Source organism: Streptomyces sp. NPDC059201 (assembly GCF_042754585.1).
Lineage (GTDB): Bacteria > Actinomycetota > Actinomycetes > Streptomycetales > Streptomycetaceae > Streptomyces.
In genome coordinates, this window is sequence record NZ_JBHZBB010000004.1 from 739,347 (window position 1) to 764,987 (window position 25,641).

The 25,641-nt window shown below is 72.9% G+C and carries 28 protein-coding genes; 10 read left to right on the forward strand and 18 right to left on the reverse strand.

Features of this window, described 5'->3' with window-relative positions; genetic code table 11:
* The first annotated feature begins 11 nt into the window (after positions 1–11).
* Positions 12–1,478, forward strand: a complete 1,467-nt coding sequence (locus tag ACFXMG_RS17875; protein WP_383823452.1) for an MFS transporter — start codon at positions 12–14, stop codon at positions 1,476–1,478.
* A gap of 16 nt (positions 1,479–1,494) precedes the next feature.
* Here the strand turns inward: ACFXMG_RS17875 and ACFXMG_RS17880 are convergent, their stop codons facing one another.
* Positions 1,495–2,274, reverse strand: coding sequence for a TetR/AcrR family transcriptional regulator (locus ACFXMG_RS17880; protein WP_383823449.1), 780 nt, complete (start codon positions 2,272–2,274; stop codon positions 1,495–1,497).
* 130 nt (positions 2,275–2,404) lie between these two features.
* Here ACFXMG_RS17880 and ACFXMG_RS17885 point away from each other — a divergent pair, with 130 nt between their 5' ends.
* Together ACFXMG_RS17885 and ACFXMG_RS17890 are read left to right on the forward strand one after the other, a co-directional pair.
* The gene (locus ACFXMG_RS17885; protein WP_383823446.1) at positions 2,405–3,346 is read left to right on the forward strand and encodes an ATP-binding cassette domain-containing protein; all 942 of its coding nucleotides are present in this window, start codon (positions 2,405–2,407) and stop codon (positions 3,344–3,346) included.
* Positions 3,339–4,109, forward strand: a complete 771-nt coding sequence (locus ACFXMG_RS17890; protein WP_383823443.1) for an ABC transporter permease — start codon at positions 3,339–3,341, stop codon at positions 4,107–4,109. Before ACFXMG_RS17885 ends, ACFXMG_RS17890 begins: the two co-directional genes overlap by 8 nt.
* Positions 4,110–4,123: 14 nt before the next feature.
* Here the strand turns inward: ACFXMG_RS17890 and ACFXMG_RS17895 are convergent, their stop codons facing one another.
* On the reverse strand, positions 4,124–5,368 hold the full coding sequence (locus ACFXMG_RS17895; protein WP_383823441.1) for a GNAT family N-acetyltransferase: 1,245 nt from the start codon (positions 5,366–5,368) through the stop codon (positions 4,124–4,126).
* Positions 5,369–5,468: 100 nt separating this feature from the next.
* Complete coding sequence (locus ACFXMG_RS17900) at positions 5,469–6,080, reverse strand: ABC transporter substrate-binding protein (RefSeq protein ID WP_383823438.1); 612 nt, start codon at positions 6,078–6,080, stop codon at positions 5,469–5,471.
* A 128-nt stretch (positions 6,081–6,208) separates the two neighbouring features.
* Here ACFXMG_RS17900 and dtd point away from each other — a divergent pair, with 128 nt between their 5' ends.
* Positions 6,209–6,634, forward strand: a complete 426-nt coding sequence (dtd, locus tag ACFXMG_RS17905; RefSeq protein WP_383823435.1) for a D-aminoacyl-tRNA deacylase — start codon at positions 6,209–6,211, stop codon at positions 6,632–6,634.
* A gap of 1 nt (position 6,635) precedes the next feature.
* Here the strand turns inward: dtd and ACFXMG_RS17910 are convergent, their stop codons facing one another.
* The 6 genes from ACFXMG_RS17910 to ACFXMG_RS17935 all read right to left on the reverse strand — a co-directional run bounded on the left by ACFXMG_RS17910 (position 6,636) and on the right by ACFXMG_RS17935 (position 11,443).
* Complete coding sequence (locus ACFXMG_RS17910) at positions 6,636–7,601, reverse strand: YgfZ/GcvT domain-containing protein (protein ID WP_383823432.1); 966 nt, start codon at positions 7,599–7,601, stop codon at positions 6,636–6,638.
* Between the two features lie 22 nt (positions 7,602–7,623).
* Entirely contained in the window at positions 7,624–8,061 is a 438-nt protein-coding gene (locus ACFXMG_RS17915) for a Fur family transcriptional regulator (protein ID WP_383823430.1), read from the reverse strand.
* A 40-nt stretch (positions 8,062–8,101) separates the two neighbouring features.
* Positions 8,102–8,674, reverse strand: a complete 573-nt coding sequence (locus tag ACFXMG_RS17920; RefSeq protein WP_383823427.1) for an FABP family protein — start codon at positions 8,672–8,674, stop codon at positions 8,102–8,104.
* Positions 8,675–8,931: 257 nt separating this feature from the next.
* On the reverse strand, positions 8,932–9,822 hold the full coding sequence (locus ACFXMG_RS17925) for a hypothetical protein (protein ID WP_383823425.1): 891 nt from the start codon (positions 9,820–9,822) through the stop codon (positions 8,932–8,934).
* Positions 9,819–10,679 carry a hypothetical protein gene (locus ACFXMG_RS17930; RefSeq protein WP_383823422.1) on the reverse strand — a complete coding sequence of 287 codons (861 nt, stop codon included), beginning with the start codon at positions 10,677–10,679 and terminating at the stop codon, positions 9,819–9,821. Before ACFXMG_RS17930 ends, ACFXMG_RS17925 begins: the two co-directional genes overlap by 4 nt.
* Positions 10,676–11,443 (reverse strand): hypothetical protein, encoded by a 768-nt coding sequence (locus tag ACFXMG_RS17935; protein ID WP_383823419.1) that lies wholly within the window; start codon positions 11,441–11,443, stop codon positions 10,676–10,678. The genes ACFXMG_RS17930 and ACFXMG_RS17935 overlap by 4 nt, the downstream gene beginning before the upstream one ends.
* Positions 11,444–11,595: 152 nt before the next feature.
* Here ACFXMG_RS17935 and ACFXMG_RS17940 point away from each other — a divergent pair, with 152 nt between their 5' ends.
* The gene (locus ACFXMG_RS17940; protein WP_383823417.1) at positions 11,596–11,958 is read left to right on the forward strand and encodes a DsrE family protein; all 363 of its coding nucleotides are present in this window, start codon (positions 11,596–11,598) and stop codon (positions 11,956–11,958) included.
* A 7-nt stretch (positions 11,959–11,965) separates the two neighbouring features.
* Here the strand turns inward: ACFXMG_RS17940 and ACFXMG_RS17945 are convergent, their stop codons facing one another.
* From ACFXMG_RS17945 to ACFXMG_RS17975, 7 genes are all read right to left on the reverse strand, one after another.
* Entirely contained in the window at positions 11,966–12,229 is a 264-nt protein-coding gene (locus ACFXMG_RS17945) for a DUF3099 domain-containing protein (RefSeq protein WP_383823414.1), read from the reverse strand.
* Between the two features lie 133 nt (positions 12,230–12,362).
* Positions 12,363–12,653, reverse strand: coding sequence for a DUF1416 domain-containing protein (locus tag ACFXMG_RS17950; RefSeq protein WP_383823411.1), 291 nt, complete (start codon positions 12,651–12,653; stop codon positions 12,363–12,365).
* Positions 12,654–12,686: 33 nt separating this feature from the next.
* Positions 12,687–13,532, reverse strand: coding sequence for a sulfurtransferase (locus ACFXMG_RS17955; RefSeq protein ID WP_383823408.1), 846 nt, complete (start codon positions 13,530–13,532; stop codon positions 12,687–12,689).
* Positions 13,533–13,958: 426 nt separating this feature from the next.
* Complete coding sequence (locus tag ACFXMG_RS17960; RefSeq protein ID WP_383823405.1) at positions 13,959–14,645, reverse strand: DUF2993 domain-containing protein; 687 nt, start codon at positions 14,643–14,645, stop codon at positions 13,959–13,961.
* Between the two features lie 127 nt (positions 14,646–14,772).
* Complete coding sequence (locus tag ACFXMG_RS17965; protein ID WP_383823403.1) at positions 14,773–16,020, reverse strand: hypothetical protein; 1,248 nt, start codon at positions 16,018–16,020, stop codon at positions 14,773–14,775.
* Between the two features lie 10 nt (positions 16,021–16,030).
* Entirely contained in the window at positions 16,031–16,285 is a 255-nt protein-coding gene (locus ACFXMG_RS17970) for a MoaD/ThiS family protein (protein WP_383823400.1), read from the reverse strand.
* A 45-nt stretch (positions 16,286–16,330) separates the two neighbouring features.
* Complete coding sequence (locus tag ACFXMG_RS17975; RefSeq protein ID WP_383823397.1) at positions 16,331–17,149, reverse strand: alpha/beta hydrolase family protein; 819 nt, start codon at positions 17,147–17,149, stop codon at positions 16,331–16,333.
* A 245-nt stretch (positions 17,150–17,394) separates the two neighbouring features.
* Between ACFXMG_RS17975 and ACFXMG_RS17980 the strand changes: the two genes are divergently transcribed.
* The 5 genes from ACFXMG_RS17980 to ACFXMG_RS18000 all read left to right on the forward strand — a co-directional run bounded on the left by ACFXMG_RS17980 (position 17,395) and on the right by ACFXMG_RS18000 (position 22,748).
* On the forward strand, positions 17,395–18,231 hold the full coding sequence (locus ACFXMG_RS17980; protein WP_383823394.1) for a response regulator transcription factor: 837 nt from the start codon (positions 17,395–17,397) through the stop codon (positions 18,229–18,231).
* A gap of 72 nt (positions 18,232–18,303) precedes the next feature.
* Positions 18,304–19,326: a LacI family DNA-binding transcriptional regulator gene (locus ACFXMG_RS17985; protein ID WP_383823391.1), complete on the forward strand. Its 1,023-nt coding sequence runs from the start codon at positions 18,304–18,306 to the stop codon at positions 19,324–19,326.
* A 109-nt stretch (positions 19,327–19,435) separates the two neighbouring features.
* Entirely contained in the window at positions 19,436–20,572 is a 1,137-nt protein-coding gene (locus tag ACFXMG_RS17990; protein WP_383823388.1) for a S1C family serine protease, read from the forward strand.
* A gap of 32 nt (positions 20,573–20,604) precedes the next feature.
* Positions 20,605–21,336: a response regulator transcription factor gene (locus tag ACFXMG_RS17995; protein ID WP_383823385.1), complete on the forward strand. Its 732-nt coding sequence runs from the start codon at positions 20,605–20,607 to the stop codon at positions 21,334–21,336.
* A complete protein-coding gene (locus ACFXMG_RS18000; protein WP_383823382.1) occupies positions 21,333–22,748 on the forward strand; it encodes a sensor histidine kinase in 1,416 nt (471 codons plus the stop codon). The genes ACFXMG_RS17995 and ACFXMG_RS18000 overlap by 4 nt, the downstream gene beginning before the upstream one ends.
* Positions 22,749–23,053: 305 nt before the next feature.
* Here ACFXMG_RS18000 and ACFXMG_RS18005 read toward each other — a convergent pair whose 3' ends face one another.
* Both ACFXMG_RS18005 and ACFXMG_RS18010 read right to left on the reverse strand, forming a co-directional pair.
* Complete coding sequence (locus tag ACFXMG_RS18005; protein WP_383823557.1) at positions 23,054–23,626, reverse strand: DinB family protein; 573 nt, start codon at positions 23,624–23,626, stop codon at positions 23,054–23,056.
* A gap of 129 nt (positions 23,627–23,755) precedes the next feature.
* Entirely contained in the window at positions 23,756–25,561 is a 1,806-nt protein-coding gene (locus tag ACFXMG_RS18010; protein WP_383828651.1) for a bifunctional metallophosphatase/5'-nucleotidase, read from the reverse strand.
* Between the last annotated feature and the right edge of the window lie 80 nt (positions 25,562–25,641).

Here is a 25,641-nt window from a genome sequence, read left to right on the forward strand (position 1 = left end):
GAGAGATCCCCATGCGTGCCCAGCCCCGCTCCCTCGCGCTCACCGTGCTCGCCAGCGCCATGCTCATGACCGTCCTCGACGGCAGCATCGTCACCGTCGCCATGCCCGCGATCCAGGCCGACCTCGACTTCACCCCCGCCGGGCTGAGCTGGGTCGTCAACGCCTACCTGATCGCCTTCGGCTCCCTCCTCCTGCTCGCCGGACGCCTCGGCGACCTGATCGGGCGCAAGCGGATGTTCCTCGCCGGGACCGCCGTCTTCACCGGCGCGTCGCTCCTCGCCGCCGTCGCCGGCTCCCCCGCCGTGCTGATCGCCGCCCGCTTCCTCCAGGGCGCCGGCAGCGCGATGTCCTCCGCCGTCAGCCTCGGCATCCTCGTCACCCTCTTCACCGAACCCCGCGAACGGGCCCGCGCCATCGCCGTGTTCAGCTTCACCGGCGCCGCCGGCGCCTCCCTCGGCCAGGTCCTCGGCGGGCTCCTCACCGACGCCCTCTCGTGGAACTGGATCTTCTTCATCAACCTGCCGATCGGCGCCGCCGCCCTCGCCCTCGCCGCCCGCGCCCTCCCCGCCGACCAGGGCCTCGGATTGCGCGCCGGAGCCGACGCCCTCGGCGCGCTCCTGGTCACCGCCGGCCTGATGACCGGGATCTACGCGGTCGTCCGCATCGAGGAGTACGGCGCCGGTTCCGCCCACACCCTCGGCCTCGGGGCGCTCGCCCTCGCCCTGCTCGCCGGCTTCCTGGTCCGCCAGCGCCGCGCCGCGACCCCCCTGATGCCGCTGCGGATCCTCCGCTCCCGCGCGGTCGCGGGCGCCAACCTCGTCCAACTGCTCATGGTCGCCGCCCTGTTCTCCTTCCAGGTCCTGGTCGCCCTCTACCTCCAGAAGGTCCAGGGGTACGGCGCCACCGCGACCGGCCTCGCGATGCTGCCCGCCGCCCTGGTCATCGGCGCCGTCTCGCTCGGCGTCGCCGCCCGGCTCATCACCCGCTTCGGGGAGCGCGCGGTGCTGCTCACCGGGATCACGCTGCTGATCGGCGTGCTGGGCCTGCTGAGCCGGGTCCCCGTGCACGCCTCGTACGTCACCGACCTGCTCCCGGTGATGCTGCTCGCCGCCGGCTTCGGCCTGGCGCTGCCCGCCCTCACCACGCTCGGCATGTCGGGCGCCGACGAGGCCGACGCGGGCCTGGCCTCGGGGCTCTTCAACACCACGCAGCAGATCGGCATGGCGCTCGGCGTCGCCGTCCTCACCACCCTGGCCGCCGCCCGCACCGAGGCGCTCGGCGCGGCGGGCCACGGCACGGCCGAGGCCCTGACCGGCGGCTACCGCCTCGCCTTCGCGGTCGGTACGGGCCTGCTGCTCGCCGCCCTCGCGGTCGCGGCGACGGTGCTCCGCCCCCGGAGGACCCCGCAGGCTCCAGCACGGACGGAGGCCCCGGCGCAGGCGGAGGCCGCCAAGACGGAGGTCACCACCGCCGCCTGACCCCCGCCGGAAGAGCTCAGGACGCGCGGCCCTCCACGAGGGCCGCGACGCCGTCCAGGATCCGGGCGAGACCGAAGCGGAACTCGTCGTCCGGGCCGTCCGACTGGTCCAGGACCCCCGAGTCGATCAACCGCGCCACCTCCGGGTACGCGGCCGGGTCGACGAGCCGGCGCAGCGTGCGGCTGTACTGGAGCATGGCCTCCTGGGGCGCCGCGCCGCTCGCCTCCGCCGCGTCGGCGAGCTCCGCCGCCATCAGCGCGTCGTTCTTCACGAAGCCGGCCACCAGCAGGGTCACCGAGATCTTGGCGCCCTCGTCGAGGCCGGTCTCCGCCATCGCGAGCAGCGCCTTCTCCCACCAGGCCACCGCGTGCGGGGTCGCGGGCGGGCCGGAGACGGGGACCCGCAGCAACCAGAGACTGCGCAGATAGACCCCGCGCATCGCCCAGGCCCAGCGTTCGAGCCCCTCCCGCCAGGGGACCCCCGGGGCGAACAGCTCGGGCGGGGCCCCCGTCGCCGCCTCCTGCATCAGCACGTACAGCTCCTGCTTGGCGGAGACGTGCCGGTAGAGGGACATCGTCGAGACGCCCAGCTCCTTGGCGACCCGCCCCATGGAGACGGCGGCGAGCCCCTCGGCGGAGGCGAGTTCCACGGCGGCGGCGACGATCCGGTCCTGGCTCAGGCCGGGCTTGGGCCCCTTGGTGGGGCGCTCGCGCAGCCCCCAGACGGCCTCGACGGACGGCGGCAGATACGTCCCGCCACCTTCCGGGGCCGCCCGTCCGTCCCTGTCGCCCGCCATCCGCGCCGCCTCCCGACCTCGCTCGCTTGACGCCCATCCTAGTAATGCGTAACCCTTACACAGTAACGCGTAGGGCATACGCAGTACGCCGTCGAGCGCGGCGGCACGCGCGCAGCAGAAGGGGACACCCATGCCTCCCGCCATCGAGACCACCGGCCTGACCAAGACCTACGGCACCGTCCGCGTCCTCGACGCCCTCGACCTCACCGTCGAGACCGGCACGGTCTTCGCCCTCCTCGGGCCCAACGGCGCCGGCAAGACCACCACCGTCCGCATCCTCACCACCCTCACCTCCCCCGACGCCGGGCACGCGCGCGTGGCGGGCCACGACGTCGTCGCCGAGCGGCGCGCGGTCCGCCGCGCGATCAGCCTCACCGGCCAGTACGCGGCCGTCGACGAGACCCTGACCGGCGCCGAGAACCTCCGCCTCACCGCCCGCCTCTCCGGTCTCCCCCGGAAGGCCGCCGCCCGCCGCGCCGACGAACTCCTCGAACGCTTCGGGCTCACCGACGCGCGGGACCGGCAGGTGCGGACGTACTCCGGGGGCATGCGCCGCCGCCTCGACCTCGCCGCCGGACTCGTCCGCGACCCCGGCGCCACCCGCGTCGTCTTCCTGGACGAGCCCACGACCGGCCTCGACCCGCGCAGCCGGCAGGAACTCTGGGACGTCGTCGCCGAGTTGTCCGCCCACGGCACCACCGTCTTCCTCACCACCCAGTACCTGGAGGAGGCCGACCGGCTCGCCCACCGCATCGCCGTCCTCGGCGGCGGCCGCACCCTCGCCGAAGGCACCCCCGGGGAACTGAAGAACCGTTACGCGGGACACCGCCTCGACCTCGTCGCCCGCGACCGGGACGCGTACCTCCGCCTCACCCCGCACGCCACCGCCCACACCCCCGCGACCCTCACCCTCGGCGTCCCCACCGACGGCAGCGCCGCCCACGTCCGGAGCCTGCTCGACGCGCTCGACCCGCACGGCACCGACATCGAGCGCTTCGCCCTGCACAGCGCGACCCTCGACGACGTCTTCCTCCACCTGACCAGCCCCGCGAAGGAGCCGAGCCATGTCTGACGCGACCGCGAGCCACCTCGCCGCCGCCACCGCCCTCGCCGGACGCGGCATCCGCCTCAGCCGGCGCAACCTCGACGCCGTCATCACCTCGTTGATGATGCCGGTGATGCTGATGCTGGTCTTCGTCTACTTCTTCGGCGGGGCCATCGACACCGGCGACACCCGGTACGTCACCTACGTCGTCCCCGGCGTCCTCGTCCTGTGTGCCGGCTTCGGCGCGGCGGGCACCGCCGTCTCCGTCAGCGAGGACATGCGGCGCGGCACCGTCGACCGGCTCCGCACCCTCGACGTCGGCGCCGTCCCCTTCCTCACCGGGCACGTCGTCGCCGCCGTCGCCCGCAACGTCCTGGCCACCACGCTCGTCTTCGGCGTCGCCTTCCTCATCGGCTTCCGGCCCGCCGCCGACCTCGGCGGCTGGCTCGCCGCGATCGGCCTGCTCCTCGCCTACATCACCGCCGTCTCCTGGCTGTCCGCGGTGGCGGGGCTCCTCGCCCGGACGCCCGAGGCGGCGGGCGCGGTCACCTTCTTCATGATGTTCCTGCCCTACCCGAGCAGCGCGTTCGTGCCCATCGACACCATGCCGAGCTGGCTGCACGGCTTCGCCGAGCACCAGCCCGTCACCCCGCTCATCGAGTCGATGCGCGGCCTGCTCCTCGACCAGCCGGTCGGCGCCGCGCCCTGGACGACGCTCGCCTGGTCCGGCGCCCTCCTGACCCTGGGCGTCGCCGTCTCCGGTGCCCTCTTCCGCCTGCGTACCCGCTGACCGCGCCGGCCCGGTCAGAAGATGTCGGGCGAGAACGGGCGCAGCGGCGTACGGAAGAGCAGATCGGCCCGGGCGGCCGCACCCGGCACGGCCTCCTCGATCCGGCCCAGCAGGGCCAGCCGCACCGCCGACTCGTCGCCCAGCACCAGCCGGGACAGCTCGGCCACGTCCAGTACGAGCTCCGCGGAGGCGGTCGTGGGGGCGCACGAGGCGCCCTTCGGGGAGGCGTCGAGACGGTAGCGGCCGCCCGCGAGGCCGCCCGCGTCCCGCACGTCGAGGACCAGCGCGTCCGTCACCGGGTACGTCCGCTCCTCCAGGACCCTCACCACGTCGAGGATCCGCAGCCACAGCATGTCCACGTGGCTCACCGTCGTCGCCGCGCGCGGGTCCGGCAGCAGCAGCGGCAGCGAGTCGTCCGGCGGCCGGGAGCCGCTGCGGACGGTCGCCACCCAGTCCACCGAGCAGACGAACCGCCACAGGGCGTGCTCGGCGGCCGGCGTCACCGCGATCAGGTCCGCCACGGTCAGGGTGTTCTCCGGCTGCTTGCCGTCACCCCACTTGTCGTCGCAGCGGTACGCCACGAAGCCCTCCGGCTCGCCCGAGGCGGAGCGGTAGACCGCGTAGTACGGCTCCCGCCAGGGCTCCAGCTGGTGGCCGAGCCCCGTGCCCACGTCCCAGCCGCGCGGCGAGCGGTCCGTGACGCCCGCCCGGAGACCGGCGAGCCGCCGGTGCAGCTCCGGCCCGATCCGGCGGATCTCCACGGCGTCGGTGAGGTCGATCCTGCCGCCGTCCCCGGGCCCGCCGGTGCGGCGCGGGTCGAGCCCGGCCCGCCGCAGGTCCACGCGCCACTCGGTGGTCCAGCTCGCCGGCCCGAAGCCGTACCGCCCGTAGATCGGGTACTCGGCGGCGATCAGCGTCGCGACCGCGTCCCCCCGCTCCCGCGCGGCGGCGAGGTCCCTCCCCATCAGCCGCCCCAGCAACCCGCGCCGCCGATGCGTCGGCGCCACCGTCACCTGCGTCACGGCGTCCGCGGCGAGACTGCCCCCGCCGACGGTACTGACCTCCTGCCGGAACGACCGGAAGGTGGCGACGACCCGCCCGCCCTCCACAGCGCACAGCGTCCGCTCAAGGTCCACATGCGCCAGCCGATCGGCGACCAGCTCGTCCGACACCACCGGCTCGTTCAAGAACCCCGTCCGCAACGCCCGCAACCAGTCAGGAAACTCGCCCGCGTCCACCGCCCGCACTTCGACACCCATCCCCCGACCCTACGCACGCCCCGACCGCCCCGGCACGGGGTTTTCCCGGCCGGCGGTACGGGCGCGGCACGGGCGGCAGCGGGTCCCGGACGGCCGGGTGTCAGGCCAGGAGGTCGTCGATCTGGGCTTCGCCCTCGCGGTAGCGGCGGGTGATCTCGGCGCCGCAGTCGTCGGCGGTGCGCTGGAGGGCTTGGCGGCGCTGGGAGATCTGCTGCTCGTAGCCGGCGAGGCGGCCCATGCCGGTGTGCAGTTCCTCGTCGGTGCGGGCCGTCAGGTCCGACAGCTCCACCTCCGACAGCATCTCGGTGGCCAGCCGCCGGTACTCCTCCCCGCGCGGGGTGGACAGCGTCACGTGCCGGGCCGAGGTGCGGTGCCGGGACGGCACGTCCGCGAGGATCTCGGAGAGCCGGTCGAGCACCGGCGCCTCCGGGTCGGTCCGGCGCGCCAGCTCGGCCCGCAGGATGTCGATCCGCCCCTGGAGCATCCTCCGCACATAGCTGAGATCCGCCTCGTCGCGCTGCGCGTCCCGGCGCAGCGCCCGCAGCTCGGCGAGGCGCAGCCCGCCGAGGTCGTGCCCCGCGCGGCCGGACGCCGCCGGCTCGGCGGTCCGCTGCACGGGCGGCCGCGCGACCGGCCCGCCGGGCACCGCTCCGGCGGAGCGGATCAGCGGTACGGGGCCGGACGGCGTCGGCCCGGTGCTGGAAGCACTCATGAGAATCGTCCCCTCGACCGGTGCGGAGCCGCACCGCCTCCAGGCATGGTGCCACTCCCGCACGCGCGCGTGCAGGCGCTCTGCACCCGTTCGGCCCCCAGAAATCCCCGATCGGTAGGTTGGGACCCATGCGAGCTGTGGTGCAGAGGGTGGACGGCGCGAAGGTCGTCGTCGCAGGGGAGACGGTCGGCGAGATCGCCGGCGAGGGGCTGTGCGTCCTCGTGGGGGTCACCCACGACGACACCCCGGAGAAGGCCGCCCAATTGGCCAGAAAACTCTGGTCCGTCCGGGTACTGGAGGAGGAGCGGTCCTGCTCCGACGTGAACGCCCCGCTGCTGGTGATCTCCCAGTTCACGCTCTACGGCGACGCCCGCAAGGGCCGCCGCCCCACCTGGAACGCCGCCGCCCCCGGCCCCGTCGCCGAACCCCTCGTCGACGAGGTCGTCGCGCGGCTGCGGGAGCTCGGCGCCCACGTGGAGACGGGCCGCTTCGGGGCCGACATGCGCGTCAGCCTCACGAACCACGGCCCGTTCACGGTCCTGATCGAAGTCTGAGCTACGGCTCGACGACCGTCTCCTGCGCGGCGGCCGTCGTCCCCGCGACCAGCGGCGCGTCCACCGGCACGTTCCGCTTCACCAGGGCGAGGGCGATCGGGCCCAGCTCGTGGTGGCGGACCGCGGTCGTCACGAAGCCGAGCTGACGCCCGTCCGGCCCGTCCGCGGCGAGCCGCAGCGGCGTGCCGTGGGCGGGGAGGGTGACCTCGCTGCCGTCCAGGTGCAGGAAGACCAGGCGGCGCGGCGGCTTGCCCAGGTTCTGCACCCGGGCGACCGTCTCCTGCCCCCGGTAGCAGCCCTTCTGGAGGTGCACGGCGGTGCCGATGAGCCCGACCTCGTGCGGGATCGTCCGGTGGTCGGTCTCGAAGCCGAGCCGCGGCCGGTGCCCCTCCACGCGCAGCGCCTCGTACGCGAGGACACCGGCGGCCGGCCCGTGCGCGGCGGCGAAGGACTCCAGCTCCGCGCGGGGCAGGAACAGATCGCGCCCGTGCGGCATCTCCCGTACGACGACGCCCTCGGGCGACTCGGCGGTCGAACCGGCCGGCAGGTGCACGACGGCGATGTCCTCGGTCCGGTCGGCGACCTCGACCCGGTAGAAGAACTTCATCGACTCCAGGTAGGCGATCAGCTCGCCCTGCGTGCCCGGCTCGACGTGTGCCCAGACCGTCTCGCCGTCGTCGACGAGGGAGAGGGCGTGCTCGATGTGCCCGTTCGCGGAGAGGACCAGCGCCTCGGTGGCCCGGCCGACGGGCAGGTCGCTGACGTGCTGGGTGAGCAGCAGGTGCAGCCAGCTCAGCCGGTCGTCGCCGGTGACGGTGAGGACGCCGCGGTGCGACAGGTCGACGAAGCCGGTGCCGTCGGCGAGGGCGCGCTGCTCGCGGAACAGGTCGCCGTAGTGGGCGGCGACGCCTTCGTCCCGCCCTTCGGCGGGAACGGCGCCGGGCAGGGACAGCAGGGAGCTCTTCATGGGAAAAGCCTACGACTCCCGATCACGACTCCGCGGCGGCGGCCTTGCGGGAGCAGTCGGCACACCGGCCGAAGATCGCGAAGTGCTTCATGTCCGTCTCGAACCCGAAGGTCTCGCGGAGCCTCCCGGTGAAGTCCGCGGCCACCTCCAGCTCCGCCTCGATGACCTCCGAGCAGTCCCGGCACATCAGGTGGAGATGGTGGTGCCGGTCCGCGAGGTGATAGGTCGGGGCGCCGTGCCCCAGATGCGCGTGGCTGACGAGCCCGAGCTCCTCCAGGAGCTCCAGGGTCCGGTACACGGTGGAGATGTTCACCCCGGAGGCGGTCTTCCGCACCTCGACGAGGATGTCGTCCGGCGTGGCGTGCTCCAGCACGTCCACCGCCTCCAGGACAAGCTGGCGCTGCGGCGTCAGCCGGTAGCCGCGCTGCCGCAGGTCGCTCTTCCAGTCGGTGCTCACCACGCCCTCCAGTGTAGGAGGGCGCGGCGGGTCACCGGGGGTCCTACTTGAAGAAGGCGATGCCGTCGTCCGGCATGTCGGGGAGGTTGCGGGCCATCTCGGCGACCTCTTCCGGGGTGACGACCTTCTTCAGGTGCGCCGACATGTAGGGGCGGAGCGGGACCTCGGGGGTCGCCTTCTCGCCGACCCACATCAGGTCGCTCTTCACGTAGCCGTAGAGACGCTTGCCGCCGCTGTACGGGCCGGAGGCGCCGGTACGGGCGACGGCGTCGGTCGCCAGGTCGATCTGCGGCTTCTGGTCGGCGAGCTCGCCGTACCAGACCTCGACGATGCCCTCGTCGCGGACCATGACGACCTCGACCTTGCGGTCCTTGTCGATCCGCCAGTAGCCGCTCTCGCTCTCCAGCGGACGGACCTTGTTGCCCTCCTGGTCCAGGACCCAGGAGTGCGAGTGGTACTCCAGGAAGTCCCGGCCGTCGTGGCTGAAGGTCACGGACTGGCCGAAGTTGCACTTCTCGGCGCCCGGGAAGTCGGAGACGCCGGCGCCCTCCCAGGTTCCGAGGAGGAACGCGAGCGGGACGAGGTCCGGGTTGAGGTCGGACGGGATCTGGATCATGGGCGACTCAGACGATCTGTGAAGGGGGGCCGGTGAACGAGGAGGGACCGGAGGGTCAGCGCTGGCCCTGGTACAGCTTCTTCACGGCCAGACCGGTGAAGGCGAGCACGCCGACGGCGACCAGGACCAGCAGGGTCTCGAAGAAAATGATCACAGGGTGCTCCTCGGCTGAGCGGTGAAGGCGGAACGGGCCGGACCCCAGCTTAGTGGGCGGGGGCCCGGCCCACTCGGTGAGGTGGGTCTCTGTGGACAGCCCGTCAGCCGAGCAGCTGGTTCTGGAGGGTCACCGACTGCTGGAACGGGACGGCGTGCGCCTCGCCCGGCCGGACATGGGTCACCACGGCGACGATGTCACCGGTCTGGAGGTACGCCCACCGGGTCTGCTCGGGGCCGTACGGCAGCTTCTCGCGGAAGCCGTACACCGTCGTGTCGGGCACGTCGACGACCGAGGCGTAGTCCTCGGGCACCACGTCCTCGACGCCCTTCGGCAGGACCGCGGGGGTGGTGGGCGCGCCCGCGTCCAGGCCCTCGTCCTTGAACGCCTCGGCGTACGCCACCGAGCCGAAGCGCAGCAGGTGGACGGTGCTGCGGGTGCCGTCGGGCATGGTCCAGGCGCGGGCCGCGATGTGCCGGAGCGTGGAGTCGGCGAGGGCGGTCCGCAGCGGGGCCCGGTCCTCCTCCCCGAACATCGCGAGGAAGGACTCGGTCGTCACCCAGGAGCCGTCGGTCCTCGGGTCGACCTTCGCGCCGGCCGGTGCGGGCAGCAGGAGGCGGCGGGCGTCCGCGTAGTGGATCTCGCCGTCGTTGCCGTCGGTGAAGGGCCGGGGCTTGCCGGCCGGCAGCGCCGGGAGGCTCAGCTTCGGGTACTCCCACCGGCCGTCGCTCTCGGTCGCGAGCCCGGGCACCTCGTGGCGCTCCATCGAGGTGATGCCGACGGCGGTGCCGGCGCCGACCCCCGCGAAGACCACGACGGCCGCGGTCCACCGCGCGACGGCCGCGAGCACGCGCCGCGACTTGCGCGGCGCGGCTTCGACAACGGCCTCAGCGACCGGCTGCTCGGCAGCCACTTCAGTGATCGGCTCGGCGGCCTGCTCCGGGACGGGCGCCGCCGTGGTCGCCGGCTCGGTCGTCGGCTCGGTCACGCTCATACGTACTCCCCCGGGGACTTGATGTGGTCGAGCTGCTTCTTCACGAGGTCCGCGACCTCGGACTTCTCGAAGGGGACCGCGCCGAACGCGGTGACGGAGACCAGCAGCTCGGAGTCGTACGCGGAACAGGTGATGCCCCGCAGCGCGTTCTCCCGCCGCTCCTTCTCCTCCTCGCTCTCCTCCTCGCCCTCCTCGGTCCGGTCGAGCGGGTCCTCCACGAGGAAGCAGGAGGAGTTGCGGTGGTCCTTGATCTTCGGCCCCTTGGGCAGCTCCAGGAACTCGGACACCTCCCGCTTCCACTCGTACAGGTCGCGGATCCGGCGCTTGTCCTTCATGCGCACGATCTGGATCTCGACGACGAGGTGGTTGTCGTACGAGGTGAAGGACCGCACGCCCAGGCCCTGCACGCCCAGCTTGTCGATGCGCTTCTCGTGGGAGCGGCGCTTCTTGCCGGAGAGCCCGCGGGCCTCGCTCTTGAGCAGGGCGGACGCCTCCTGGGCGCTCAGCTCGCCGTCGTTGCCGTACCCCTCGACGTCCGCGCCGAGCCGGTAGCCCGTGGGGACGGGCAGCAGCAGCTTGCTCATGGGGGTGTCGGCGCGGCCGCGCTCGGCCGTCGTCGCGGCCGGGTCCTCGGACCCCGCCTTCGGGTCCGCGGCCTCCCAGCCGTCGGTCTCGGCCGTGCGGTCGGCGTTCGCCACGGTGACGGCGGTGTACGCGATACCTCCGCCCGCGGCCCCGAGCACGAGGACGGCCGGCAGGACGACACCGAGCAGCACCCGCCCGACCTTCCGCCGCCGGACGGGAGTCTCGACGGCGGCGGAGGGCTCGGCGGCCTCGGGGGTCTCGTGCTCGCTCACAGGCGCTCCAGCTGCTTCTCCGCCAGCGTGCGGATGTCGTTCTTGCCGATCTTCTTCGTGTCGTAGATGTCGATCTCGGCCATCACGTCGCCGTGCTGGAAGATCGCCCGGGCGCGGTACAGGTCGAGGTATCCGTCCTCGCGCTGGACCGGGTACACGAAGTAGCGGCCGTTGCCGCTGCCCTTGATCGCGTCGCCCAGGTCGTCCGCGTGCTCCTCGCCGTCCATGTAGGAGAGCTGGTCCTCGGCGTGGTCCACCGCGCCGAGCTCCCCGCTGGGGGCGAACTGGACGAGCCGGACGATCGTGGTGCGGTTCTCGCCGGACTCCCAGCTGCGGAAGGCGATCCGCCGCAGCCGGCTCTCGCCGAGGAACGTGAGCATCCAGCTCTCGTCCTTGAAGTCGCGCGCGTACGAGGCGATGTCGTACCAGCCGTCGCGCGGCCCGAACTCGTTCTCGCGGGCCCCGGCCGGGCGCGGTACGAGCAGCTTGCGCAGATCGCCGTTCGCCTTCGCCTGCGCGTCCTCGGCGGCCGGGAGCGGAGCGGGCTCCTCGCCCTTCGGGAGCGGCTCGGCGGGATAGGCGAGGCCCGGCTGGTTGAGGGCCGGGAGCGGCGTCGGCGGGCGCTCCGCCTGGATTCCGTAGCCGACGGCCGTGCCGCCGATGACGCCGAGCACGGCGGCGACGGCGATCAGCGCGACCGTACGGCCGGCGCGGCGGCGGCGCGGAACCGACCGCGCGGGCGGTTCCGGGTCGGTTTCCGGCACGGCTGCCGGGGTGGTCTGAGCGGGTTCGACCGCTTCTGAGGCTTCCAAGACAGTTCCCCACGAGACTAGAAGGGCGGATTCCGTCATCCGCGCAACCACGTGACCCGTGAGGCATGCATGAAGTTGCAGGGGATCGCATTACAGTTCGGTATATGGCGAAGAAGCTCGTGATCAAGGTGACCGCCGGGGCCGACGCCCCGGAACGCTGCTCCCAGGCTTTCACCGTGGCCGCCGTCGCCGTGGCGAGCGGCGTCGAGGTGTCGCTGTGGCTGACCGGCGAGTCCTCGTGGTTCGCCCTCCCGGGCCGGGCGGCCGAGTTCGAACTGCCGCACGCCGCGCCCCTGCCGGACCTGATCGAGTCGATCCTGGCGGCCGGCCGCATCACCCTGTGCACCCAGTGCGCGGCCCGCCGCGAGATCACCGAGCAGGACGTCCTGAAGGGCATCCGCATCGCCGGCGCCCAGGTCTTCGTCCAGGAAGCGACGAGCGACGACACGCAGGCCCTCGTCTACTGACCGAGCCCTACCGGTCCCGCCGCTTCTTCCCGTCGAGCTCGTCCCACCACTCGTCCGACGTCGGGTCCCCGGACGGATCGTCCCACCACCGGTCCTCCGGCCCCCGCCGATTCGCGACCACCGCCGCCACGGGCGGAATCACCATGGCGACGACACACATCCCGACCGCCACCGGCATCGAGAACAGCCGCACGACACCCCAGGCGCCCACGAAAAGCACCAAGCAGGCACCCATCATCCAGAAATAGACACGCCGACGCCGCGCGTACACACCTCCAGCGTACGTCCGGCCCCCACGCCCGGACAGACCGAAGGGCCGTGCCTCTGGTCCTGGTGATGGCGTCCAACCCCCCAGGAGGCACGGCCCTCCGGCCGTTCTGGTGCCGCTCGCGCGGCGGCGCGGACTACACCGCGATGGCGACGTCCGTCAGGCTGCCCGTTTCGGTGACGGTGACCTTGCGGTCGGCCTGGGCGCCGGGGACGAGGGCGCGGAGGGTCCACTCGCCGGTGGCCGCGTAGAAGCGGAACTGGCCGGTGGCGGAGGTGGGGACCTCGGCCGTGAACTCGCCGGAGGAGTCCAGGAGGCGCACGTAACCCGTCACGGGCTCGCCGTCCTTGGTCACCTGGCCCTGGATGGCCGTCTCACCGGGCTTGAGGGTGCTGACGTCGGGACCGCCGGCCTTTGCTCCACACATGTTGTTACGTCCTGTCCTGTCGCGAGGGGAGTCTTACTTGTTGGCGCCGAGCTCGATCGGCACGCCCACGAGGGAGCCGTACTCGGTCCACGAACCGTCGTAGTTCTTGACGTTCGTGACCTCGAGCAGCTCGTGCAGGACGAACCAGGTGAGCGCGGAGCGCTCGCCGATGCGGCAGTAGGCGACGGTGTCCTTCGCCAGGTCGACCTGCTCGGCCTCGTAGAGGGCCTTGAGCTCGTCGTCCGACTTGAAGGTGCCGTCGTCGTTGGCGTTCTTCGACCACGGGATGTTGCGGGCGGACGGGACGTGGCCCGGGCGCTGCGACTGCTCCTGCGGGAGGTGGGCCGGGGCGAGCAGCTTGCCGGAGAACTCGTCGGGCGAGCGGACGTCGACCAGGTTCTGGGTGCCGATCGCGGCCACGACGTCGTCGCGGAAGGCGCGGATGGAGAGGTCCTGGGCCTGGGCCTTGTACTCCGTGGCCGGGCGGGCCGGGACCTCGGAGCCGTCGACCAGGTCGCGGGAGTCGAGCTCCCACTTCTTGCGGCCGCCGTCGAGGAGCTTCACGTCCTGGTGGCCGTAGAGCTTGAAGTACCAGTAGGCGTAGGAGGCGAACCAGTTGTTGTTGCCGCCGTAGAGGACGACCGTGGTGTCGTTGCCGATGCCCTTGGCCGAGAGGAGCTTCTCGAAGCCCTCCTGGTCGATGAAGTCGCGGCGGACCGGGTCCTGGAGGTCCTTCGTCCAGTCGATCCGGATCGCGTTCTTGATGTGGTTCTTGTCGTAGGCGGCGGTGTCCTCGTCGACCTCGACGATCGCGACGGCCGGGTTGTCGAGGTTGGCCTCGACCCAGTCCGCGTCGACCAGTACGTCGCTGCGAGCCATGCTGTTCTCCTCCGGGGCAGTGTGCGGCGGTGTGGTGCGGGGTGGTGCTGCGTGTGCGGGTACGCGTCGTGGCAGCGCGCCCGACGGCGTTGGTGTGCGCAGTCCGGCCTCGACCGCGTGGGCGGCGGGCCGCGGGGAATACGGGCGCGGAGCGCGTCCCGCTCAGACGGAGCGACAGAGCATGGCGGCGATGCGGCACAGGTCTACTGCCCGCCGCTTCGTGAGATCCGCCTGTCGCTTCATGCCGTCGATCGTAGGGACGGACAGGCGACCGTGTCACCGGCGTGTCGTATCGTGAGACACGATCGTCCGAAGAATGAGACGCGCGAGGGGTCGGAGGAGGCCCGGACCCCCGCCGCACCGCCGCCCGCCCCGCGCTTCTGCGGATCGGACGAGGTCGTCTCAGTATGTGAAAACGGGGCCGTCTCAGCCCGCGATGGCGACGTCCCGGCCGGTCACCGTGACCGCCAGCCCCTCCGGGCGCGGCTCCACCTTCGCGACCCGCATGCCGGCGACGCGGCCGAGCGGGCGCTCGAAGTCGGTGCGCTCGCGGATCAGGTCCTCCAGGACGGGGATGCCCTCGCCGGGCACCTCGTCGGCGCGGACCTTGATGGTGTCGCCGCCGACCAGCGTGACCGAGGAGGTGACGGTACGGGTCACCGTGCGGCCCAGGACCTCGACGCTGCCCGTCACCTTCACCTTGCCGGGCCCGCCGTACTCCATGGCGGTCGCCCGCTCGGAGGCGGCGACGAGGTCCGCGTACGAGATGAGCGCCGTCCCGTCCGCCGAGCCGGCCCGGAAGCCGCTCCAGTCGCCGTTCACGGTCACGTCCCGCAGGTCGACGGTGAGTTCGCCGATCCGGACGGGCTTGCCGCCGGCCTGGGTGTGGACGCCCCGGGCGACCACCTCGATCTCGCCGAAGCGCTTGTCCGCGGCCTGGGTGAGGAAGGGGAAGCCCTTGATGTCGACCTCGACCGACTCGGTCCTGCCGCCCGCGAGCGAGGCGCGTCCGGCGACCTCGGACTCGGCCCAGGCGGCGGCCAGCCGGTCGGCGCCCACCAGGAGCCCGCCCAGGACGACCGCGACGACCAGCAGGATCCGCAGTGCTCGCATGGCTGTCTCTTCCCCCGTCGCCAGTTCGTCAGTGTCGCCGTGATGTGGGCCGGCCCCCCGACACGAAGATCGACGTGCAGGGGGGCCGGACGGTTCCCGGTCGGCCCGGGCGGGCCGTGCCGCCGGGTCAGACCAGGGCGCGGCCGAGAAGGTACACGGCGGGGGCGGCGGCCGTCAGCGGCAGGGCCACACCGGCCGTCATGTGCACGAAGCGGGACGGGTAGTCGTAGCTGGCCACCCGCAGCCCGACGAGGGCGCAGACGCCCGTGGCGAGGCCCAGGAGCGCCCCGGAGGCGCCCATGCCGTTGAGGGTGCCGGCGGCGATGCCCGCGCCGGCGCCCGCGAGCAGCGAGACGACGAGCGAGACGGGGCCGGGCAGCGGGAGCGCGCGGGCGAGGACGGTCGCCGCGACCGCGGCCGAGCCGGCCACCACCGCGTCCGGCTCGGCGCCGAGGTGCCCGGCGGCGAGGACGGTCAGCGCCGCGGAGGCGATGGTGGCCATGAGGCCGTACATCCGCTCGTCGGGGTCGGCGTGGCTGCGCAGCTGGAGGACCAGGCTGAGCAGGACCCAGACGCCGAGCGTGCCGAGGATCGCGGGGGCCGCGTGCTCGCGGCCGGTGGCCAGCAGGGCGCCGTCGGCGACGAGCCCGCCGAGGAAGGCGAGCGCGATGCCCTGCCGGGCGGGCCACATGCCGTTGAGCCGGAACCAGCCGGCGGCGGTCAGCGCCTGGAGCGCGACCAGCGGCAGGAGGAGTCCGTACGTGCCGAGCGAGGCGCCGCCGGCGAGCAGCAGTCCGAGGGCGGCGGTCAGCGCGGCGGGCCGCATCCCGGGCTCGATGATCGGCGACCGGCCCTCGGCACGCGCGCGCTGGGCGTCGGTGATGCGCGTGTTCCCGGAGGTGGTCGGCGAGGAGTACGCGGGCCCGGATGCGGCTCCTGCGACGGGCCCGGCGGCGTCCTCGGCGACGGCGACGGGCGCGTGCGCGGGCGCGTGCTGGGCCACCTGGGCCGGAGCCTGTGCCGGAGCTGCCGGGACCGGCTCATGGGCCTCCGGCACCGGCTGCTGGGCGTAAGCCTGCGGATACGGCTCCTGGGCGTACGCCCCCTGGCCGTACGGCTCCTGGGCGTACGCCTGCGGGTGGGGCTGGTGCCGAGCCTGCGGGTACGCCTCCTGCCCGTACGACGCGTACGGCTGCTGCTGCCCCGCCGCCGCCGGGTCGTACCCGTACGGCTGCGGCTGCTGCGGCTGCTCCTGGGGGCGTACCGCGGGCTGGTACGTGGTGTCCCAGGTCTGGCCCTCCCAGGTCTGGGTGACCGAGGGGTCGTACGCGTTCGGGTCGTACGGCCGGCCGCCGTACTGCTGCTCATTGCTCATGCTGTGGGGTTCACCCTCCTGCGAACGGCGGTAGCACCTCGACCGTGCCGCCCTCGGCAAGCCGTACCGTCTCATGGCTCCGGGTGCCGACCGGGTCGCCGTCGACGAGGAACGAACAGCGCTGGAGGACCCGGACGAGCTCGCCCGGGTGGTCCGCGCGGGCGGCGTCCAGGGCCTCGGCGAGGGTCTCGGCGGTGTACGGCTCCTCGGCGATCCCGGCGGCGGCCTTGGCCGCGGCCCAGTAGCGGATGGTTCCCGCTGCCATAGCGGCGCTCCCTTCGTTCGTGTGCGCGCCGCTCCCCATGATGGGCTATCGGCGGACGATCCAGGCGCCGAGCCGGTCGAGCAGCCCCTCGTCCGCCGCGTTCTCCGCGTGGCCCATGCCCGGCTCCAGCCACAGCTCCACCGGGGCGCCCGCGGGGGCGGCCGCGGCGAGCATCCGGGGGTGGTCGAGGGGGAAGTAGGCGTCCCGGTCGCCGTGGACGAGCAGGAGCGGGGCGGGGGCGATCAGCGGGACGGCCTCGACGGGCGGGAGCGGCACCGGGTCCCAGGGGCGGGCGTCGACGCGGGTGCGGAGCCCGTACCGGCCGACGAGGCGGCCCGCCGGGCGGGTGACCATCCAGTGCAGGCGGCGCATCGGGGCCGTCCCCCGGTAGAACCAGCGGGCGGGGGCGGAGACGGAGACGACCGCGTCGGGCCCGGCGCCGGTGCCGCGGTCGAGGGCGGCCTGGCGCAGGACGACCGAGCCGCCCATGGAGAAGCCGACCGTCGCCACGCGCGCGTGGCCCTGTTCGCGGGCCCAGCGGACGGCGGCGGCGAGGTCCAGGACCTCGCGGTCGCCGAGGGTGGAGAGGCCGCCGGAGCCGCCGTGGCCGCGGAAGGAGAAGGTGACGACGGCGGCCGCGTGCCGGCCGAGGACCTCCGCGGCGCGCCGGACGGCGGGCCGGTCGGCGGAGCCGGTGAAGCCGTGCGCGACGACGACGGCGGTGTCGGTGACACTGGCGGGGAAGGCTTCGTGAACCGCCTCGATACGGACACCGTCCTCCGTCCGCAGCATTGCGCGGCGAGGTCCGGAAGTGAGCGAGGAGACATCCATCATGTGAAATCGGCCCTCTGCCTCGGAACTCATGTGGGCTATTCTCCTAGGCAGGGATCCGGGCGACGTCGCCACCGGGTCCTTTTGCGTTTCCCGGCCGTTGTTACGGACGGATGAACAAAAGCTCTCAGGGCGCGAGAGCCACAGGTGAGACCCGCAGTACCCGAGAAGTACCGCAGCTGTCCTCGCAGGGACCGAGGAGGAACCGACGTCATGGACGAGCGTACGAAGCACGACCGACCGACGAGCCGGCCGACCCTGGCAGGGGGCGAGGCCCGATGAGTTCTCTGCTGCTCCTGACGAACGCCCTCCAGCCGTCGACCGAGGTGCTCCCCGCACTCGGCCTGCTGCTGCACAACGTGCGGGTGGCCCCGGCCGAGGGGCCGGCGCTGGTGGACACCCCCGGCGCCGACGTGATCCTCGTCGACGGGCGGCGCGACCTTCCGCAGGTCCGTTCGCTCTGCCAGCTGCTGCGCTCCACCGGCCCCGGCTGTCCGCTGGTCCTGGTGGTCACGGAGGGCGGCCTGGCGGCGGTCACCGCGGACTGGGGCATCGACGACGTCCTCCTGGACACCGCCGGTCCCGCCGAGGTCGAGGCCCGGCTGCGGCTGGCGCTGGGCCGCCAGCAGATCGTCGCGGACGACTCCCCGATGGAGATCCGCAACGGCGACCTGTCGGTCGACGAGGCCACCTACAGCGCCAAGCTGAAGGGCCGGGTCCTGGACCTGACCTTCAAGGAGTTCGAGCTGCTGAAGTACCTGGCGCAGCACCCGGGCCGGGTCTTCACGCGCGCGCAGCTGCTCCAGGAGGTGTGGGGGTACGACTACTTCGGCGGCACCCGGACGGTCGACGTACACGTGCGGCGGCTGCGCGCCAAGCTCGGCCCCGAGCACGAGTCGCTGATCGGCACCGTCCGCAATGTGGGCTACCGCTTCGTGACGCCCGAGAAGGTGGAGCGGGCCGCCGAGGAGGCGCGCGCCAAGGAGGCGAAGGAGGCGAAGGAGTCCGCGAACGCCTCCGTCGGGACGAAGGGGGCGCAACCGGGACAGGACGCCCGCGAAGAGGCCCGTTCCGGCGCCGGAGTCAAGGACGCCACGGCCGACACCACCCGTTAGGGGGACCGTAACGTGGCGTATGCCACAGTGCGACCTGCCGGTAGCTAGGTCACCCCGCGTAGACTTCCGCGCGTGGCCAAGGTGACGCGGGATGACGTAGCGCGACTGGCGGGTACTTCGACCGCGGTCGTGAGTTACGTCATCAACAACGGACCCCGGCCGGTCGCCCCGGCCACGCGCGAGCGTGTCCTCGCCGCCATCAAGGAGCTGGGCTACCGGCCCGACCGGGTGGCCCAGGCGATGGCGTCCCGCCGCACGGATCTCATAGGCATGATCGTCCCGGACGCGCGCCAGCCCTTCTTCGCGGAGATGGCGCACGCGGTCGAGCAGGCCGCCGCCGAGCGCGGGAAGATGGTCCTCGTCGGCAATTCCGACTACCGGACCGAGCGCGAGATCCACTATCTGCGCGCCTTCCTCGGCATGCGGGTGTCCGGGCTGATCCTGGTCAGCCAGGGCATGAGCGAGCAGGCCGCGAGCGAGATCGAGGCGTGGGACGCGCGCGTGGTGCTGCTGCACGAGCGGCCCGAGGCGATCGACGACGTGGCCGTCGTCACCGACGACATCGGCGGCGCCCAGCTCGCCACCCGTCACCTCCTGGAGCACGGTCACCCGTACGTGGCGTGCCTCGGCGGCGTCCCCAACACCCCGGCCGTCGGCGACCCGGTCGCCGACCACGTCGAGGGCTGGCGGCGCGCCATGCTGGAGGCCGGCCGCCCGGTCGAGGGACGGCTCTTCGAGGCCCCGTACAACCGCTACGACGCCTACCAGGTGGCCCTGAAGCTGCTCGCAGGCCCGGACAGGCCGCCGGCCATCTTCTGCTCCACCGACGACCAGGCGTTCGGCGTGCTGCGGGCCGCCCGCGAGCTGCGCATAGACGTGCCGACCGAGCTGGCGGTGGCGGGCTTCGACGACGTGAAGGAGGCGGCGCTCACCGACCCGCCGCTGACCACCGTCTTCTCCGACCGTCCCGCGATGGCCCGCGCCGCCGTCGACCTCGTCCTCGACGACTCGGTCCGCGTCTCCGGCTCCCGCCGCGAACGCGTCAAGCAGTTCCCCTCGGCCCTGGTCGTCCGCCGCTCCTGCGGCTGCCGCTGACGCTCCGGACCCTCGCCGCCCGGGTCTTTATTTCGGGCATACAGGGTTCTGTCGGGCTTCTCAGGCGGTCTTCAGACGCTTCTCATCTCGCGGGCCGAGAGTCGGAGCCATGACGGACCACGAGCAGCCCCAGCAGCCGTACTACCCGCCGCGCCCGCCGTACGAGCCGACGCGTCCGATCGCCACCGAGCCGGGCACCACCGTGTGGCCGTCCGGGTCCGGTGGCGGGTCCGGTGGCGGATCCGGTGGCGGGTACACGCCTCCCCCGGCCGAGCCGGCGTACGCGGCGGCCGGGCCCGCGCCCGCCGCCCCCGCCACCGGGCCCGTCTCCCGGCGGCGCGCCAAGCGCGGCGTCGGGCTGATGGCGGCCGTGGCGATCGCGGCGGCGGCCATCGGCGGCGGCACCGCGACCCTGGTGCAGCAACTGGCCTCGGACTCCCCCGCCACCACCGCGTCCTCCTCCGTGGTGAGCGGCACCAACGTCTCCGCGAGCAGCACCGGCACGGTCGCCGGGGTCGCCGAGGCGGTCTCCCCCTCGATCGTGGAGATCTCCGCGAGCTCCACCTCGGGCAAGTCCACCGGCTCCGGCGTGATCATCACCGCCGACGGCGAGATCGTCACCAACAACCACGTGATCTCCGGCGCCTCCGAGATCACCGTGCGGACGAACGACGGCAAGACGTACCAGGCCGAGGTCGTGGGCACGGACCCCGACAAGGACCTCGCCCTCATCAAGCTCAAGGACGCCTCGGGCCTCAAGCCGGCCACGCTCGGCGACTCGTCCAAGGTGAAGGTCGGCGACGAGGTCGTCGCCATCGGCTCCCCCGAGGGCCTCACCGGCACCGTGACCAGTGGGATCGTCTCCGCGCTCGACCGGGACGTCACGGTCGCCAAGGACGAGGACGGTGCCGGCTCCGGCTCCCAGGGACAGGGCCAGGGCCAGGGTCAGCAGTGGGACCCGCGGCAGGGGTGGCCGTTCGAGTTCGGCGGACAGGAGTTCAACGGCGACACCGGCAGCTCGAAGACCACGTACAAGGCGCTCCAGACCGACGCCTCGCTCAACCCGGGGAATTCCGGCGGCGCGCTGATCAATATGAACGGCGAGATCATCGGCATCAATTCGGCCATGTATTCGCCCAGCGCTTCGAGCGGTTCCACGGCCGGCAGCGTCGGCCTCGGATTCGCCATCCCGGTGAACACCCTCAAGGCCGATCTCGACGCACTCCGCTCGGGCGGCGACAGCTGAACACGACCGCTCCTCCGTGCGACGCTGACACCATGACCGGGCAGCCGAACGACTCCGAACGCATCCTCATCGTCGACGACGAACCCGCCGTGCGCGAGGCCCTGCGCCGCTCCCTCGCCTTCGAGGGGTACGCGACGCGGGAGGCCGTCGACGGCGTCGACGCGCTCGCCGCCATGGAGTCGTACGCCCCCGACCTCGTCGTCCTCGACGTGCAGATGCCCCGCATGGACGGGCTCACGGCGGCCCGCCGGATCCGGGCCGCCGGCTCGACCGTGCCCATCCTGATGCTCACCGCCCGCGACACCGTCGGCGACCGCGTCACCGGCCTCGACGCGGGCGCCGACGACTACCTCGTGAAGCCCTTCGAACTGGACGAGCTCTTCGCCCGCATCCGCGCCCTGCTGCGCCGCAGCTCGTACGCCGTCCCGTCCGCCGCCGCCACCGAGCCGGAGGACGTCCTCTCCTTCGAGGACCTGCGGATGGACCTGGCGACCCGCGAGGTCACCCGCGGCGGGCGGCCCGTCGAGCTGACCCGCACCGAGTACACCCTCCTGGAGATGTTCCTGGCGCACCCCCGGCAGGTCCTCACCCGCGAGCAGATCCTCAAGGCCGTGTGGGGCTTCGACTTCGAGCCGAGCTCGAACTCCCTCGACGTGTACGTGATGTACCTGCGGCGCAAGACGGAGGCGGGCGGCGAACCGCGCCTGGTCCACACCGTGCGCGGGGTCGGTTACGTGCTGCGCGGCGGAGGCGGCACCGAATGACGCAGGTCCCCGCCCGCCGGAGGAACCCCCTTGTCTGGTTCCGGTCGCGGCCGCTGCGCTCGCGGCTCGCGCTGCTCACCGCCTTCGCGGTGGCCGTCGCGGTCGCCGCCGTCTCCGCGGCCTGCTGGTTCGTCACCCGGGCGCAGCTGGAGGGCGAGATGGACTCCGCGCTGCGCAACACCCGGTTCGACCCGGTGGCGGTCCAGGGCCTGATCAAGCGGTGCCAGCTGGGCGAGGAGCCGCCGCCGGCCGCCGGCTTCACCGTCCAGATCATCGACGCGACCGGCGGGGTCTGCACGTCGGGCGAGGCGGCGATCCCGGCCGGGGAGGGCGACCTGGCGGTGGCCCGGGGCACGCTCGCGTACGTCCTGCACACGGTGAAGGACGCCGACGGGCGCGAGATGCGCGTCTACACCTACCCGCAGCCGCGGGTGGCCGGCCTCGCGGTCTCCATGGCCCGCCCCCTCGAAGAGATCGACAACGCCATGTCCACGCTGGGCTGGGTGCTGCTGCTGGTCTCCGGGATCGGTGTCATCGGCGCGGGCGCGGCCGGGCTGTGGGTGGCCAGGACAGGGCTTGAGCCGGTGGACCGGCTGACCGGGGCGGTGGAGCACGTGGCGGCGACGGAGGATCTGACGGTACGGATCCCGGCCGAGGGCGAGGACGAGATCGCGCGCCTGTCCCGCGCCTTCAACCAGATGACGGCGGCGCTGGCGAGCTCGCGGGACCGGCAGGCGCGGCTGATCGCGGACGCCGGGCACGAGCTGCGGACCCCGCTGACGTCGCTGCGGACCAACATCGAGCTGCTCGCGCGCAGCGACGAGACCGGGCGGGCGATTCCGCCGGAGGACCGGCGGGCGCTGATGGCCTCGGTGAAGGCGCAGATGACGGAGCTGGCGGCGCTCATCGGCGACCTCCAGGAGCTGGCCCGTCCGGACGCGGTGCGGCCGGGGCCGCTGGAGGTCGTGCCGCTGCACACGGTGCTGCGGTCGGCGCTGGAGCGGGCGCGGCTGCGGGGGCCGGAACTGACCTTCACGACGGATCTGGCGCCGTGGTACGTGCGGGCGGAGGCGGCGGCGTTGGAGCGGGCGCTGGTCAACGTCCTGGACAACGCGGTGAAGTTCTCGCCGCCTCGCGGGACGGTGGAGGTGAGGCTGATGCGGGGCGAGCTGACGGTGCGGGACCACGGGCCCGGCATCGCCCCCGAGGAGCTCCCGCACGTCTTCGACCGCTTCTGGCGCTCGCCGTCCGCGCGCAGCCTCCCCGGCTCGGGCCTGGGCCTCTCGATCGTGGCCCGCACGATGAAACAGGCGGGCGGCTCGGCCACCCTCTCCCCCGCGAACGGCGGCGGCACGTGCGCGTCCCTCCGCTTCCCGGGCGCCCCGACTCCTCCACCGACGACGACCCCCTGACGGCCGCGCCCCCCGCGGGCCGGCGCCCCGGGCCGCACCCACCCCCGTGTGGGCAGGCGTCCCGCAGGGCGGGACGGGTGGGCACACGGGACGACGCCCCTTGCCGGGCCTAGGCTTCCCGCGCCTGAACCCGCACCCGTAGCGCGGTGCACAAGTGGTGCGGGTCCAGGCACCGGTGCGGAGGCACCCGCAGAGGGTGCCGTTCCGTTGTGCCCACCCGTTCCGCCCCAGCGGAACGATTGCCCACAACGAAACGGCGGCGGAGCGGGGGTGGGCAGCGCCCGCGACGGGCGCGGCGCCGGGGGTTATTGGCCGGTTCGGCCGTCTACTCGTTCGCGGAGGAGGTCGGCGTGGCCGCAGTGGCGGGCGTATTCGGTGATCTGCATCGTGAGGAGTTCGCGGAGTTGCCCGCCGGCCGCGATCGGCACGCCCAGGTCGGGGGACGCCGCCACGTACCGGTCCGTCTCCTCCGCCTCCGCCCGCCACCGCCGCCACGCGTCCTCGACGACGGCCGGGTCGGCGACGGCGCCGGACCAGTCGGCCTCGCGGTCGTCCGGGGTCCGGTAGATCCGGGGCGACTCCTCGCCCGCGAGCCGGCGGAAGTGGCGTTCGTCCTCGGCCATGTGCCGGATCAGGCCGAGCAGGGACATGGTGGACGGCGGGACGGAGCGGCGGGCGAGCTGCTCGGCGTCGAGGCCCTCGCACTTCAGCTCCAGGGTGAGCCGGAAGTGCCGCAGGGCGTCGAGGAGCGCGCCGCGCTCGTCGGTCACCACCGCGCCGCCGCTCTCGCGCGGGTCGTCGTCGGGATCGGCCCACATGTCGGTGTGGACGGTGGACGTGGTCCACCGCTGTACGTCCGTGCCCTCGCCGCTCTCCATGCGGGCATGGTCGTACGGGTCGGCGAGCGGCGCCACCGAATTGACCCGGCCTCGGTGAGGAGGGGGCTGTCCCGCGCCGGTCCGGCGCGGGACAGCCCCCGTCTTCGAGAGATCAGGATCCGCCGAGGACTACCGGATGACCGTGATCCGGCCCGTCGCCGGCGCCCGAAGCGGCTCGGCGGCCGACGAGTTGGCCGTGAGGTAGGCGATGAAGATGTCCAGGTCCGACGCGCCGACCAGCTTGTTCGCACCGGTGGCCAGGACCGGGAAGCCGTCGCCGCCGCCCGTGAGGAACTCGTTCATCGCGACCCGGTAGCTCTTCGCCGGGTCGAGCGGCTCGCCGTTCAGCCGCACCGACTCGACCACGATCCGGTCGGCGCCCGCCTTCGTCAGGTCCAGGGTGTACGTGAAGTTCCTCGACACCTGGAGGACCTTCGGGGAGGCCAGGTTGGCGCCGCTGACCTGCTGCTGGAGCGCGGTGACGAGCTGGGCGCCGGTCAGGTCGACCGTCGTCATCATGTTGGTGAACGGCTGGACGGTGTACGCCTGACCGTAGGTCACCACGCTGTCCGTGCCCTTGGTCAGCGGCGCGCGGACGCCACCCGGGTTCATCAGCGCGAGCTGGGCGCCGCCCTTGTCGGCCGGGGACAGGCCCGCCAGCTGCGCGTCGGCGATCAGGTTGCCCATCGGCTTCTCGACCGCGTCGATGGGGTTCTCGATGCTCTCGGCGATGTGGCCGACGGGGCGGTTCGCGATCGGCGCGGCCAGGGCCTTCCAGCGGTTGATCAGGGGGGTGATCTTCTCGTGCTCGTCCACGTCACGGGTGACGACGTGGTTGGCGGAGGAGACGGCCGTGCGGACGATGTCCCTCGTGCGCCGGTCGTAGGTCAGCGTCGTGTCCGTGTAGAGCCGGCCGAAGGAGGCCGCCGACGTGACCGTGCGCGGCTTGCCCGACGGGTCCGGGATCGTGCAGGCGTACGCCTGGTGGGTGTGGCCGGTGACCAGGGCGTCGACCTGCGGGGTGACGTTCTTGGCTATGTCGACGATCGGGCCGGATATGCCGGCGCCGGCGCCCGGGGTGTCGCAGTCGTAGTTGTACGCGCCCGAGGCGGGCAGACCGCCCTCGTGCAGCAGGGCGACGATCGACTTCACGCCCTTGCGCTCCAGCACCTTGGCGTACTTGTTGATCGTCTCGACCTCGTCGCCGAACTTCAGGCCCTTGATGCCCTCGGCGGAGACGATGTTCCCGGTGCCTTCGAGCGTGACGCCGATGAAGCCGATCCTGACGCCGTCCTTCTCCCAGATGAAGTACGGGTCGAGCAGCGGCCTGCCGCTCTTCTCGTCCGTCACGTTGGCCGTGAGGTACGGGAACTTCGCGCCCTTGAAGCGCTTGCCCTTCTCGTAGCAGCCCTCGGTCGGGTGGCAGCCGCCGTTCTGTATACGGCTCAGCTCGCGGGCGCCCTCGTCGAACTCGTGGTTGCCCACCGAGCTCACGTCGAGCTTCATCGTGTTGAGCGCCTCGATGGTCGGCTCGTCGTGGAACAGCCCGGAGAGCAGCGGCGAGGCGCCGATCAGGTCGCCCGCGGCGGCCGTGATGGAGTACCGGTGGCCCTCGCGCGCCTGCGCCAGGTGCGTGGCGAGGTACTCGGCGCCGCCGACGCCCCTGATGTCCTCGGTGGTGCCGTCCTCCTTCACGCGCTTGAGGTTGCCCGAGGAACCGGTCGGCGGCTCCAGGTGGCCGTGGAGGTCGTTGAAGGACAGGAGCTGCACGTCGACCATGCGGCCCCAGCCCTTGCCGTTCGAGCCGTGCCGGGCCTCCGCGTCCTGCGAGGCGCCCGCCGGCAGCGCGGCGACGAGCGCCCCGACCGTCGCCAGCCCCGCGCCGGCGGCGAGAATCCGCCGCCCCGCCCTGCTCTTCCTGCGGTTCACTGCCATCTCTCCCGTGATCCCCTTTTCCCGGTGCCCGGTTCGCGGCTTTGATCGTTCCGCCGTCTGCGCACGCAGCCTAGAGTCAA

Coding starts and splice junctions, on each gene's coding strand:
- ACFXMG_RS17900 (WP_383823438.1), bottom strand. CDS start 6,080: ATGAGTGCTTCCAGCACCGGGCCGACGCCGTCCGGCCCCGTACCGCTG.
- ACFXMG_RS17995 (WP_383823385.1), top strand. CDS start 20,605: ATGACCGGGCAGCCGAACGACTCCGAACGCATCCTCATCGTCGACGAC.
- ACFXMG_RS18005 (WP_383823557.1), bottom strand. CDS start 23,626: ATGGAGAGCGGCGAGGGCACGGACGTACAGCGGTGGACCACGTCCACC.
- ACFXMG_RS17895 (WP_383823441.1), bottom strand. CDS start 5,368: ATGGGTGTCGAAGTGCGGGCGGTGGACGCGGGCGAGTTTCCTGACTGG.
- ACFXMG_RS17920 (WP_383823427.1), bottom strand. CDS start 8,674: ATGATCCAGATCCCGTCCGACCTCAACCCGGACCTCGTCCCGCTCGCG.
- ACFXMG_RS17940 (WP_383823417.1), top strand. CDS start 11,596: ATGGCGAAGAAGCTCGTGATCAAGGTGACCGCCGGGGCCGACGCCCCG.
- ACFXMG_RS17880 (WP_383823449.1), bottom strand. CDS start 2,274: ATGGCGGGCGACAGGGACGGACGGGCGGCCCCGGAAGGTGGCGGGACG.
- ACFXMG_RS17960 (WP_383823405.1), bottom strand. CDS start 14,645: ATGCGAGCACTGCGGATCCTGCTGGTCGTCGCGGTCGTCCTGGGCGGG.
- ACFXMG_RS17975 (WP_383823397.1), bottom strand. CDS start 17,149: ATGAGTTCCGAGGCAGAGGGCCGATTTCACATGATGGATGTCTCCTCG.
- dtd (WP_383823435.1), top strand. CDS start 6,209: ATGCGAGCTGTGGTGCAGAGGGTGGACGGCGCGAAGGTCGTCGTCGCA.
- ACFXMG_RS17970 (WP_383823400.1), bottom strand. CDS start 16,285: ATGGCAGCGGGAACCATCCGCTACTGGGCCGCGGCCAAGGCCGCCGCC.
- ACFXMG_RS17950 (WP_383823411.1), bottom strand. CDS start 12,653: ATGTGTGGAGCAAAGGCCGGCGGTCCCGACGTCAGCACCCTCAAGCCC.
- ACFXMG_RS17955 (WP_383823408.1), bottom strand. CDS start 13,532: ATGGCTCGCAGCGACGTACTGGTCGACGCGGACTGGGTCGAGGCCAAC.
- ACFXMG_RS17990 (WP_383823388.1), top strand. CDS start 19,436: ATGACGGACCACGAGCAGCCCCAGCAGCCGTACTACCCGCCGCGCCCG.
- ACFXMG_RS18000 (WP_383823382.1), top strand. CDS start 21,333: ATGACGCAGGTCCCCGCCCGCCGGAGGAACCCCCTTGTCTGGTTCCGG.
- ACFXMG_RS17965 (WP_383823403.1), bottom strand. CDS start 16,020: ATGAGCAATGAGCAGCAGTACGGCGGCCGGCCGTACGACCCGAACGCG.
- ACFXMG_RS17875 (WP_383823452.1), top strand. CDS start 12: ATGCGTGCCCAGCCCCGCTCCCTCGCGCTCACCGTGCTCGCCAGCGCC.
- ACFXMG_RS17980 (WP_383823394.1), top strand. CDS start 17,395: ATGAGTTCTCTGCTGCTCCTGACGAACGCCCTCCAGCCGTCGACCGAG.
- ACFXMG_RS17890 (WP_383823443.1), top strand. CDS start 3,339: ATGTCTGACGCGACCGCGAGCCACCTCGCCGCCGCCACCGCCCTCGCC.
- ACFXMG_RS17885 (WP_383823446.1), top strand. CDS start 2,405: ATGCCTCCCGCCATCGAGACCACCGGCCTGACCAAGACCTACGGCACC.
- ACFXMG_RS17910 (WP_383823432.1), bottom strand. CDS start 7,601: ATGAAGAGCTCCCTGCTGTCCCTGCCCGGCGCCGTTCCCGCCGAAGGG.
- ACFXMG_RS18010 (WP_383828651.1), bottom strand. CDS start 25,561: ATGGCAGTGAACCGCAGGAAGAGCAGGGCGGGGCGGCGGATTCTCGCC.
- ACFXMG_RS17925 (WP_383823425.1), bottom strand. CDS start 9,822: ATGAGCGTGACCGAGCCGACGACCGAGCCGGCGACCACGGCGGCGCCC.